General features: G+C 41.0%; 12 protein-coding genes. 5 read left to right on the top strand and 7 right to left on the bottom strand.

Annotation, left to right across the window (positions count from 1 at the left end; genetic code table 11):
* A partial coding sequence (locus G9U52_RS38490) for an IS3 family transposase (RefSeq protein WP_166146575.1) occupies positions 1–86 on the top strand: 86 nt, incomplete at its 5' end.
* 254 nt (positions 87–340) lie between these two features.
* Here G9U52_RS38490 and G9U52_RS38485 read toward each other — a convergent pair.
* A complete protein-coding gene (locus G9U52_RS38485) occupies positions 341–1,105 on the bottom strand; it encodes an SDR family oxidoreductase (protein ID WP_243767805.1) in 765 nt (254 codons plus the stop codon).
* A gap of 138 nt (positions 1,106–1,243) precedes the next feature.
* The gene (locus G9U52_RS38480; RefSeq protein WP_166158689.1) at positions 1,244–1,819 is read right to left on the bottom strand and encodes a TetR/AcrR family transcriptional regulator; all 576 of its coding nucleotides are present in this window, start codon (positions 1,817–1,819) and stop codon (positions 1,244–1,246) included.
* 573 nt (positions 1,820–2,392) lie between these two features.
* Here G9U52_RS38480 and G9U52_RS38475 point away from each other — a divergent pair.
* A complete protein-coding gene (locus G9U52_RS38475; RefSeq protein WP_166158686.1) occupies positions 2,393–3,370 on the top strand; it encodes an SLAC1 anion channel family protein in 978 nt (325 codons plus the stop codon).
* Positions 3,371–3,407: 37 nt separating this feature from the next.
* Complete coding sequence (locus G9U52_RS38470) at positions 3,408–4,325, top strand: LysR family transcriptional regulator (protein ID WP_166158683.1); 918 nt, start codon at positions 3,408–3,410, stop codon at positions 4,323–4,325.
* 751 nt (positions 4,326–5,076) lie between these two features.
* On the opposite strand, the gene G9U52_RS40650 is transcribed toward G9U52_RS38470, so the two are convergent.
* Positions 5,077–5,172 carry a CDGSH iron-sulfur domain-containing protein gene (locus G9U52_RS40650; RefSeq protein ID WP_166158680.1) on the bottom strand — a complete coding sequence of 32 codons (96 nt, stop codon included), beginning with the start codon at positions 5,170–5,172 and terminating at the stop codon, positions 5,077–5,079.
* A 162-nt stretch (positions 5,173–5,334) separates the two neighbouring features.
* Between G9U52_RS40650 and G9U52_RS39630 the strand changes: the two genes are divergently transcribed.
* Positions 5,335–5,793: a hypothetical protein gene (locus tag G9U52_RS39630; protein WP_207953476.1), complete on the top strand. Its 459-nt coding sequence runs from the start codon at positions 5,335–5,337 to the stop codon at positions 5,791–5,793.
* A gap of 348 nt (positions 5,794–6,141) precedes the next feature.
* On the opposite strand, the gene G9U52_RS38460 is transcribed toward G9U52_RS39630, so the two are convergent.
* Entirely contained in the window at positions 6,142–7,554 is a 1,413-nt protein-coding gene (locus G9U52_RS38460; RefSeq protein WP_166158677.1) for a hypothetical protein, read from the bottom strand.
* Positions 7,555–8,256: 702 nt separating this feature from the next.
* Positions 8,257–8,661, bottom strand: coding sequence for a flagellar basal body rod protein FlgB (gene flgB, locus G9U52_RS38455; protein ID WP_166158674.1), 405 nt, complete (start codon positions 8,659–8,661; stop codon positions 8,257–8,259).
* 244 nt (positions 8,662–8,905) lie between these two features.
* On the opposite strand from flgB, the gene G9U52_RS38450 reads away from it, so the two are divergent.
* Positions 8,906–9,310 carry a hypothetical protein gene (locus tag G9U52_RS38450; RefSeq protein ID WP_166158671.1) on the top strand — a complete coding sequence of 135 codons (405 nt, stop codon included), beginning with the start codon at positions 8,906–8,908 and terminating at the stop codon, positions 9,308–9,310.
* A 129-nt stretch (positions 9,311–9,439) separates the two neighbouring features.
* Here the strand turns inward: G9U52_RS38450 and G9U52_RS38445 are convergent, their stop codons facing one another.
* Complete coding sequence (locus tag G9U52_RS38445) at positions 9,440–10,555, bottom strand: NADH:flavin oxidoreductase (RefSeq protein ID WP_166158668.1); 1,116 nt, start codon at positions 10,553–10,555, stop codon at positions 9,440–9,442.
* Positions 10,556–10,697: 142 nt separating this feature from the next.
* Entirely contained in the window at positions 10,698–11,285 is a 588-nt protein-coding gene (locus G9U52_RS38440; RefSeq protein WP_166158665.1) for a TetR/AcrR family transcriptional regulator, read from the bottom strand.
* Between the last annotated feature and the right edge of the window lie 984 nt (positions 11,286–12,269).

Below are 12,269 nucleotides of genomic sequence, written 5' to 3'. Positions count from 1 at the left end.
GTTATTATAATCATCACAGATATCAGTGGGGACTAAAAAAGATGACTCCTGTTCAGTACAGGAATCATCTCTTATGTGTGGCCTAGCACTCTTTTTTTAAAGTGTCCTTGACTAAGGGTCTAGTTTAGCGGAGGTGGTATCTGAGCATTCCTTTTTTTATAGCAAAAAAAAAGATGAATGGGAAATTCGTTATTAAGAGCGAGAGAATTAGGCGAGGGTACAGAATATAAAATTATATTTTCTCAAGAACTGGAACTCCGAAGCCAGTCATATCTTGAGTGAAAAAGAACTTAAATAATAATCCTCAAGATTAGTTATTAATCTTGAGGATTATTATTTATTACCAAGGAAGTTCATCGTCTAAATGATAGAATTTACCAGTCGGTCCATCTGTAGGTAAAGTAGCAAGTTTTACGCTTGTCCTGCTGCCTTCTGTAGCATCTATTTCTGCGTATTTACCCCCTAATTCGGTTTTCACCCAACCTGGATGGGCAGAATTAACTTTGATTGGAGTATCCATAAGTTCGTGAGCGAGATGAATTGTAAATGAATTCAATGCTGCTTTTGATGAGTTATAAGCAAGAAGCTTTACGCCGTATATTGGAGAAGCAGGATTGGCATGTAGTGTAAGCGATCCAAGAGCACTAGATAGGTTGACGATTCTACCAGCAGGTGCTTTACGAATCAACGGAAGTAACTGCTGTGTGGTTTCAACCAGACTGAAAAAATTAGCATTAAATGTTTCATATAGAACTGCTGGCGATACGGTGCTTGTTTGATTCATGGGTGAAAGATGTTCAATCTCTTTTTGTACACCGGCATTGTTAATTAGGATATCAAGCTTGCCGTAGCGTTGGTCAAAAAAGTCATAGGCAGCTTGACGATCTTCAGCCAGAGTGATATTGAATTTGAGACTCTCTGCCTGGATTCCTTCAGAACGAAGTGTTTCTGCCGCAGCTTCCCCTTTTTGCAAATCTCGTGCGCCAATAACGACATTTGCCCCAAGCTTCCCCAGTTCTCGTGCTGTTTCAAATCCAATACCGCGATTCCCACCCGTTATAAAGGCTACCTTACCGTCAAGATGGTTTGTATTTGTTATCATCATTTTTAAATTCTCCTTCGTTATCTATTTTATAGAACTGTTTGACCTAACCTAGAATCGTTGGGATCACCACCTTTCTTTATTATTTAATGACGCTTCAAATCCTATCAGGAACGATCGTTCTCCTAATGATAAAAAAAATCAATCTAGGATTGCTAAGGTTGTATCAATAATGTTTACTAATTTTTCTTTGCTTTCTGTTGTTTTTACCAGTACGCGCAATCCCACCCAAGCATTATTAAGATATAAAGAGAGATTTACAGCATTATGATGTCCGGCAATTTCTCCTGCTTGCTGTCCACTTACTAGCAGATCATAAAACAATTTCTCCGTAATTAAAAAACTCTGAAGAATGTTAGCGGCGGCTTCCGAATCGTGCAACGCTAACTCCACCGCAGTATTAACCATTAGACAGCCTTTGGGATGATCCTCTTCAGTACATATCGTCATCTCAAACAATTGCCTAATGGCTTGTTTTGCAGAAATGGTTTGATGAATTCGATTATTTATTCTTGCCTCAGTAACCGTCTTATATCGATTCATTACATCCATGAATAAGTCATGTTTGTCTCCAAAAGTATTGTACAAGCTTCTCCTGTGAATACCCACGTAGGTGACGAGTTCCTGTATAGAGGTTTTTTCATAGCCTTGTCTCCAGAATAAATCCATTGCCTTGTCTAATACTGTATTGATTTCAAACTCTTTACTTCTAGGCATGAACATTCTCACGCCCTTTTTTGTTACTCTATCTTCCGTCCACTAAAAGCATATTAGCATATTGAGAACGATCGGTAAAGAATTATTATTTTAGCTGATTTTCTATTGGCCTCATATTCCCAATTTGTATAGGTGGTTTAATGTCGGGAATTTGAAAGTTAAATGTCCGTCTACGAACTTTGTATAATTATACCTTTTCATTCAGTTATCAATAAACTTTTTTCTAAAGATTTAAGGAATAAACACATTCACAGTTCTAAATATTTATGGAACAAAAGGAACCGAGTAATACGGGTTCTCAGCTTCATTTTTCTAACGAATTATGGAATATCACAGTTATTATAATTGTTCCAAAATTAGTTGGAATTTGACTTTTATGTATATAAAAGACTAGGTGGGTACCTTAGTCTTTTTAAATTGGAGTTGATAGATAGATATAGACTAATTTTGTAATTTTAATAATAGATAAAAGTAATAGTTATAATAGAAACGATAGTATTGATGTATGAGACACCTGCATATATAATTCAGACATGAACTGAAGAACAAGCTTATATAGAAAGGGGAAACATCATGAGTATTGAAAATATAAAATCCAGAAGAACGGATGCTCTACAGTTTTTGCCGGTAAATTTATTTGCTTCAGTAATGGGAATTTCGGGACTTGCTTTAGCTTGGAGGCTTTCTAGTGAAGTATTTGGCACTTATCATTTTATTGGGGATATTATTGGAGCAATAGCTGTTATTATTTTTTTGATTCTAGCTTTAGCCTATAGCATTAAAACATTTAGATTCTTTGAAAAAGTTATTGCAGAATTTAAACATCCCATTGCTGGCAGTTTTTTTGGTACAATTACGATTGCTTTACTGTTGTTATCATCAGTCATTTCACCTTTAAGTAAGACCTTAGGTGAAATAGTTTGGATTATAGGTACAATATTAACTATAATGTTAAGCTATATTATTATCAGTCGCTTGTTGAAAGGGAAACAAGAAGCACTTAATTTTGTACCTGCTTGGCTTATTCCGGGAGTGGCAACTTTAGATATAGCTGTAGCTGGTGGAACAATGCCTTTCGCATGGGCTCATGAAGTTAACCTCTTTAGTTTAGCAATTGGCACATTTATAGCTTTGGTCTTCTTTGTACTGATTATTCACAGATTGATACACCATGAGCCTTTGGCTATTGGGTTAAGACCTTCAATGATTATCTTAATCGCACCATTTGAAGTTGGCTTTCTTGGGTACACTAATTTCAGCCAACACATTGATAATTTTGCTTCCATATTATTCTATTTTGGTCTATTTCTTTTTGTAGTGTTCTTCTTTAAAGTGTTCAAAAAAACAGTGCCATTCGGAGTCTCTTGGTGGGCCGTTAGCTTTCCAATGGCTGCATTGAGCAATGCAGCATTGAAATATGCGCTATATGTGGATTCTTGGCCAATCAAAGCAATTGCAGTTATACTTTTAGCTGTCCTTACGTTTGTTCTAATAGTGCTTTTTGTTAAGACATTAATTATTTTGTTTAACGGTAAGTTATTACGCGGATAAGCATTTAATAAATTTTCGTCTAATTGGAGTGTGGGTAATGGAAATAAGACAATTGGAGTATTTCTCTGTTTTATGCGAAGAATTACACTTCACGAAGGCTGCTGAGAAAATGGGAATCACTCAGCCAACTTTAAGTCATCAAATTAAAGCATTAGAAGATGATCTTGGAGTTCCCTTGTTCGATCGCATAGGAAAAAAAACTGCCATTACCGAGGCAGGAATGATTCTATACAAGCAATGCAAACTGATATTCAGTAATTTATTAAGTGCTCGTGATCAAATTCAGGAATTGCAAAATATAGAAAGAGGAACATTAGCCATAGGGGCACTACCTGGAGAGCTAAACCAATTGGTTTCATCTTTACTGCTTGAGTTTCATCGCAACTATCCCAAGATCCGTATTAAAATAATAGGTACTGAGGATATTGTGAACCTCATTTTGCAAAATGAACTAGATTTTGCGATTACAATCTTACCTTTAGAGGATGAAAGAATCTCAAAAATTGCTCTATACAAAGAAAGATTTTACTTTGCAGCAACTCCTGATCATCCCTTTGCTAATAATTCGGCCATTAATTTTGATGAAATAAAAGGCACTCCTTTTATTATGTTTCCAGAATCCCATCGTTGTCGTCAATTGATTGATTTGACATGTTCCACTGCTGGCTTCAAATTGCAGCCCCTCATTGAAACTACTACGATTGAATCATTATTTGGACTAGTGCGGTCTGGAGCGGGAGCGACCATACTTTCAAAGACACTCTTAGAAATGTACAACAACGGAGATCTAATCATGATCCCTATTGAGAATCCGGCGCTTTGCAGAGAAATAGGAATTGTATTCCATCGAGATAAACATATTGGGAAGGCCGCAAAAGGATTTATTGATATTCTGACAACTCATGTAGAAAAGCTAAGGGAAAATTCTCAAGAAGAATATTGTGATAATGCATAACCGTGTAGGGCAAAAGCTGAAGATCATGTGGATGGGATTTTTCCTTTTGCCGCACAGGGCTGATTAAAACCAAGCATAAGAGAGGAAAATTGGTGATTCAGAGGAAGCCTGGTTAGTAAAATTTGGATTACCCTAAAAACGGAGTTATGCGGGTTCGCAGCTCCTGCGCGATACCTAACGGAGTAACGGATCGGTTCGTAGACTGCAGCGGAATAGTGTGGAGGAGTTAGTGCCAGTACAAAAAAGCCACGTCAAATGACGAGGTTTTCTTTTTGCTTCTATTGGCTTATTCACATTTGGCTGAAAGTCAGTTTTGTATTGTCGAGATAATGTCATCCATGAGGCTCATTCTATACATATCCCTTTAATAAATCTAAGCTCTTCCTTGTTTAAATAAACTTCTTCCAGCGCTTATAATATGGTGTCTAGTGTACCTAGAATGAAGCCTGTCAGATAGATCAAAGTCTTTAGTATACGAAACTAATTCAAAACCTTTGTTCTCTTTTAGGCGTTACGAACGGCCAGCATAATTCAACACATATGTCACGTTTAAAATTATTTAAAGCTGCTTAAACTGAATGAAAGAACAATGTGACACCATGTGGTTATTTATTGATGGTTTCCTCTCGTAGAGGGTTATCGCAGATGTGAAAACAGACGATTCAAAACTAACGGAGAACTTTAGCTCAACAAATTGACAGTGAACGATGATCACTGATGACGATAGGGGTTTTCGTTTATCTATAATTTTTTATTTTGCCGAGGATGCTTCGTTGACACGTGATTTATGAGAGCCGTCACAGTAGGGCTGAGTTTTGGAATGGCCACAGCGGCAGAGAGCGATCAAATCACCTATTTGAAATACTGCTCGATATTTCCGTCAACGAATTCGACAATTTCGGAATCGGCAAACAGGGTTTCTTCTTAATAATAAGTTCTCTGACAATACTGTAAATCAATGAGACAGCCACGGTAAATCGAGATATTGAGGTGCAAAATTATGCTTTTTATGTCAATCGCAACATTGGTAGCTATTTTTATAGTTTGGTTTATGCCCAAGCGATTGACTCTGCAAGAAATGTACAGCACTTGGCTGTTAATGGTGTTTCTTACACGTATCGCTGATCAGTTGTTAGATCTTGTTCTCCATTTTTATGATCAACTTGGTCCAGGCATACAATGGCAAGCCGTCGTGATCCAAACTATTTTTCCAGGGGCTGCAGGGATAATAATCCTGAATTTTATGCCAAAGAATAGATTGATGTTCTTCGTTTATTTAATAGGATGTATGATTTTTTCCGTTGTTTTTGAATGGATAACAATAAAGGTCGGTTATTTAACCTATAACAGCTGGTCACTATGGTATTCTGCCGGGGTGTATATAATAGGGATTATCTTTCTACGCTGTCATCTTTCTTTTTTGCGAAGAAATAACAAAAGCGTTTTGAATAATAATCCAAGGACTTGACCGTGCGTTTAAGCTAAGAAGGTGTAGATATGCATGTATGGATATTAGCAATAGCATTCACTACGTTAATCGGGATTGTATTCTTTTTGGGGAAGTTATGCCGATTAGTGATTTCACATGTAAGCGTATTGAGGATGCATTAAATCATGATAGACAGCATCTTTTCCATATTGTGGGACCACGACAGTGGATTGAATAACTAACGCATACTGCTAGTTCAATGCCAGAAGAGCTACCGCGTGGTAGCCTTCGCAAAAGGTCTTTGGGCATAAAGAAAAGGAACAGTTCCGCTTTGCGGGATGCATGTTCCTTTTTGTTTGCTAGTAGACGCTAGACGCTTCATCCGCGCTAGATGAGAAATATGGCCACTATGGTTGTCACCCCAAGTCCGATAAGCACCGGTATGAGGTTGCGTCGCGCCACATCGAACGGATTGACCCCGCAGATGGCGGCTGCAGGAATGAGTGCCCAAGGAATGATCGTGCCTCCCCCGACCCAGATAGCGGCAATTTGACCGAGGGCGGTCAAGGTGGCAATTCCAGATCCAATAGCGATAGAGAATAGATGGGCGATGGATCCGACCAAGGAGATGCCCGAGAAACCTGAACCGTCTAAACCCGTGATGGCGCCAGTCGTCACCAGTGTAAGCGCTCCGACGGGAGCATTTATCGGAACCGTGTGGGCTAACGCGACGCCCAAGTCATTCACGATGCCGTTGGAGCCTTCAGGCATCACTTTGCCGAAGATTTCAAATAAGGCAGAATCACCGAGATAGAAGAAAGCGGCAATCGGAATGACAGGGCCGAAAACCCTAAAGCCGAATTGAAACCCATCAATAATGTACTCCGTTATTTTCTCCAAACCTTGGTTGCGGTGCGCCAGTAAACTGACTGCCAACAGAATGAGGATAGTAGTGCCGCCCAGCAGTGCTGTCGCATCCCCTCCCTGCAGCTTAAGAAAATACATCACTAGCACATCGATCAAATACAAAATTGTGATAATAACAGCCATCATTTTGCGCATGTTGGGAGTAAGACTGTTAGTTTGGCTCTTGTGATCGTAAGTTAAACCGTTGTGACCGCCCGCTTGAAAAAGTCCGTCGGCTGTGTTGACCAGCTTGCCGGATTTTAAGTCTTTGCGTATCAGCCAAAATGCAGTAATCGTAGTTACGGCTCCCATTACGAAGACCAACGGTACGCTGGCGGATATGACATCAATGACAGGTATTCCAGCGGCATCTGCCGTTAACTTAGGAGCAGCCTGAATGACAAAGTCTCCAGATAGGGCAATACCGTGCCCGAACAAATTCATTGAGACGGCTACTGCAATTGGTGGCAGCCCCACACGCATGGCAGCTGGAAGGAGGACGACACCGATCAAAGCAACAGCCGGAGAGGGCCAGAAAAACCAAGAAATGACCATCATGACGATACCGATCGTCCAATATGCCAGTGAGGGGGATCGCATCAATCGGGTAAATGGAGAGATCATAACTTCGTTGATACCAGTGATCGTCAGTACTCGGCTCAAAGCAACGATAATTGAAATAATGAGTATTGTGCTGAGCAACTCCTTAATCGCAAAGATGAAGCTGTTGAAAATACCGCTAACCGAAGTGGCGATCGAATTAGTCGAGATTCCTAAGAGGAAAATACCCAAAATGCACAGTAATGTTGTATCTCTCCTAAGGATCATACAAAATATCAGCAAAACCACAATCGTTAAATACACCCAATGAAGCCCGACTAACTCTATACCCATAACACACCTCCAAGAGGAGAATATGAATCTGCTATACCATATGCAGGAAAGGGTCATGATGGTTGCCCAGTTCAGGATTGTTTGAAATTATTTTTCACTCCGAAATTTAGCGGTCCAAAATGGTCTAAAATTTACTAACTCATTCTCTCGCTGACAAGGGGTATTGAACGGGCACGTTGGTTGAGGAGCTTGCCACCAGGCTTTATTTTGGTTGCCTCAACGGCTGCTATTAGTGGCATGCACGTTGGATAGACTCTTTTGTATCTTCTTGTGAAAGGGAAGCCGAATGTTCTTCTGAATGACTCCACACCTCTGTTACCCATACGGTATCAGGGTCATTTTCCAAGACAATTGACCTTAACGGACTGCGCGGAAGCCGCAGCGTCTAACAATAAATTTACCAGAGCATCGCGCTGACCGGATTTAGCCGTGTCTTGTCATCCGACACTTGTCGGGAATATGTATTCTCAGCAATATTCGTGCACAAATGGCGAAGTATGTTTGGTTACTCAATCATCCATATCCAATATTTGGGTATTCAATAGGCTTGGTATATCACTAACTTGTTGAGGTCTTTTGGTCTTAGGAGCAATGCCCTCGGTGGAGCTTTTCGTATACGAAGCGATATATCGATGACAATGGGTCGAATCAAAGAAGGTGGAGAAATACTGATCAAAAACGCGTTCTACATGCCATTGCTTCTCAACGAAGATCCTGCAAAAGTTTTTTCATTTTAGAGTAATGCCCACTTACACGATCAACTGTAACATTATAAAGAAGCTGGTTTTTAGCAAGATTGGACATCTCGTAATCGATATCAACATTGTTATTGTTATTGTTAATAACGGTGTTCTTTGTTTCAATAATCCGGAATGGAACAGCGGAAGCACTGGCGCCATTCATAGGTAAATGCTTTGCATGAGTCCGTTTCATAGCCAATTCTTTCCCGCCCTCTAGCTTGCGTCGGAGCTCTTCCTGAAAATCAATGGATTTAGACTTGTAGTGAGGAGTATCTACATTAGCAATGTTGTTTGCGATAACTTTATTCTGTGCACTTTGTATGTCCAACAACGATTCATTCAGTTTTGAAGTCCTGGATTCTATCACAACTCAATTCTCCCCTACATAGGCTTTTGAAAAAGTGCCTTTGTTAAGTTATTATTTGATTCTGTTAAAATTAGTTAATTCTAATATACGAGTTTTATATAGTATGGTTGCATAAAGTTCCGCCAAATTACGGAATGAAACTACCACTTGGAGAGCCCCAAATAAATAGAATTTAAGTGGAAACAACAAAAAAGCTTACACCGTTATTTGGTTTGCACGTTCACAACCGATAGGGGTGGGAGAATTGAAGCCATATTTGAAGTTAGTTTTGGCGAAAATCAAGCTGATGAAGGAACAGGGAGGCCCGCTTGAAACGGTGGTTGTCGAACTGAATGAGCTGTATGACGAACTGATGGGACTTCAGGGGAAAAGGGCGGGTTGGGATCCTGTGTGCAGCCTGCACCCATGTCCATATCGTTGTCGCAGATTCCTTTGGGGGCAGTATAAAGCAGACACTAAAAGAACTCGGCCGGGAGGAAACACACAAGCTGATTGCGATGGGGGGAATTACGCCATTGGTCCGCTCGGTGGTCTGGACTCGCCGGAAGGACGGATTGAATTTTTGAATCGCCTGTGGCGAACGGGTCTATTTATGCGTAGCGGACTGATGATCGTAGCGAAACAGCAGAAAGCGCGCAAAGTGGATTAGCGCGCTTTCTTGATATAATAAATTCAAAAGATGTTTTTGATGCCTCCGCCATCGATGCGTAAATGCAGCGCCGTTAATGGCTGAAGATCGCTTGCTGCTCAAGAACGCGACTTAATCCCAAGGATAAGTTCAAACCCCTCTTGCCTGCATGCGGTTGAGCGGTAATAGTTCGCTTTCCTTAATGGAAGGCTGTGGCGCCAGCACTTGACCGTCAAAAGGCGCAACCGCTTGTCCGCGCTGAACTTTCATTGGCCAATCGGGGTTGGACAACGCAATCTTGGCAAGTGCGACCAGGTCGCCTCCCTGGTTCAAGACGCCTTCAGCTTCTTCAGGTTCCGTAATCCCACCATTCACGATCACGGTTGTCTTGCTGTATTTCTTGGCCAGCTCCGCGAGCGTTGGGCCGCTTTCGCCGAATGCCGGAGCCGATGAATGATATTCATACGTGTGAATATAGTCTACCCCGGCTGCTGCTAATGATTCGAAAATAAACTTTGCGTCCGCATCCCCATTTGGCCATTTGTAAGTGAAATTATTCATCTTGGCTTGCGAAATACGGACGCCTACGACAAAGTCATTTGCCATTTTCGCTTTGACCGCCCTAATGATCTCGAGCAGGAAACGTAGTCGATTTTCGAGTGAACCGCCGTATTCATCTGTACGCTGATTCGTGTAATCGGTCAAAAACTGGTCGGGCAAGAACCCGTTGGCAGAATGGATTTCCACACCGTCGAAACCGGCCTTCTTGGCATTCACGGCTGCGTTCTCGAAGCTTTCGACAAGTTCCAGTATAGCGTCTTTAGTTAACGCCCGTGCCGTGGGAAAGGCGCCGCCGCTACCGTATATAGGGCTTCGTTCGCCTTCCGGCGTGTAGCTCGAAGAGGAAACGGTATCCTCCGTAAATTGTGACAGCGCTCCGGCATGTGCCAGTTGGGCGATAATCTTGCTTCCTTGACTATGAACGGCATCGGTGACCGTCTTCCAGGCCTCGATCTGAGCTACGTTCGTAATGCCGGGCTGATTAAGGGCTCCTTGACTATAGGCTGTGTCCGTATAGCTGGATTCGGTAATGAGCAGTCCGAAACCGCCGGCGGCAAAGTTGGCATAGTATCGAGCCATAGCTTCCGTTGCACGGCCGTCGGGCGTAGCCGAAATCCGTGTCATCGGGGCTAGCACGACCCGGTTTTTCAAAGTGAGATTTGCTAATTGGTAGTGCAATAATAGCGTTGTTGTGGATGCAGACATGAAAACATCTCCTTATTAGTTTTATACATCAATTATTTACCGAGCAGTCAAGAATTGTGTAAAAAAATATTTTCTGTTGTCTTCGGCCATGTAATCCCTTCAAAATAATTTACTGTGTAGTCAAGAATTGAGCAAAAAAAATTTAGTATCTTTTGATCAAATTAAACGAAGTTTCCAGCGTATTTTCTATATATTCTAATGGAGCTCCGGACTTCTCTAAAATTTTCGCCCCCCGCATGGCGTTCGCCAAATGGGCTGCCAATTGCTTGCTCGAAAACCGCGTTGTAATTTCGTTCGCTTCCTGCCCTTTGCGGATCACCTCCTCGAGGACAGATTGCACATCGTCGAACATGCGCTCGATCTCTTGGGTCACCTCCTGGTCGCTTACGCCAAACTCCAAAGCGCTATTGACCATCAGACAACTCCTGTGACCCTCTTCACCGCCGGAGACCGAGGAAGAAGCCGATTTAATGGCATCAAGGATTTCCGTTGGTGAACCGCCATTCTGAGTCATTGCCTTCAACATATCAATATTTTTTCTCCCGTATAGGGCAAGGGCTTTAAGAAATAAGGTACGTTTGTCATCGAAGACGCCGTATAGACTCTGTTTCTTGACGTTTGTTTTCTTCGTGAGATCTTCAAACGACGTTGTTTTGTAGCCCTTGTCCCAGAACACTTCCATCGACTGATCCAATACTTTCTCGACATCAAACTCTCTTGGTCTGCTCATATTCGTATCATACACATTCTTGACTTCACGGTCAAGTTAAATCATTGAACCCATACCATTCGAAAACATCATCATACGAATGCTCCTCCATATCCAGCAGGCGAGTGATAAATCATACACTTTTTTTTGACTTCATAGCCGATAATGAAAAGTATTCCCTCAGCCGCATGCGTTTCCGAAGAAACTATCTGTGGAAGTGGAAATCACCTTGTAACTTTGTAATCTCACCTTGTCTGCTAAGCTTCTTTAATAAAATTATCCATCAATACGTAACATGATCTATAATGGGGAAGTTCTATAAAAGATTTATGGCCTGGTCAAAAACCTGAAACATCTTTAAAAATAGTGAAGGGATCAATGGCTTGTGAATCTGTGTGCATAATAGATAGTTAAAGGGTGTAGATGAATCATACGGTTTTTTTATGCTGTTGAAAATCCTTATAGAACAAAGCCCAAAGTTATAGTTTGCAAATCGATTTATGATTTTGCAGATGATAGCAAACATGATAATTTCCAAGCTTATTCAGCGTATACTAGTGCAGCATTTCTACATTTTTTGGCGCTACATTAGAACTAATTCATTACGCACGAATATGTATATTTTCCATAAAGGAAAGATTAAGTTACTCACAAAACTGTGAAACAGACCGTCACCGATTGATGTGCATCTCTATAATGGAAAAATTTGCACTTGCAATGTAATAGTAAACGTGATAGATTATGTAACCCGGTCATTATTATTGTTACCGGATAAGTAGAATTGAATTGCTTGCAAGTCTGGAATAATTTGCACTTGCAATGTAATACCGAAACATGATATACTGGTCCTCCGGCTTTTTAATCAGCAGGCACAAAAAAAGAATTGTCCTTTGAAAACTGAATCAACGAGTGAGTAAAATAGAGAATGCAAGTTCTCGCCAGATGTAAAGAATGAGGCAACTCAAGTTCTACCTTAATGGAGAGTTTGATCCTGGCTCAGGACGA

The sequence above is a fragment of the Paenibacillus agricola genome, from assembly GCF_011440305.1.
Lineage (GTDB): Bacteria > Bacillota > Bacilli > Paenibacillales > NBRC-103111 > Paenibacillus_S > Paenibacillus_S agricola.
Note: the sequence above shows the minus strand (reverse complement) of the source record. Positions and strands in the feature narration are given on the sequence as shown.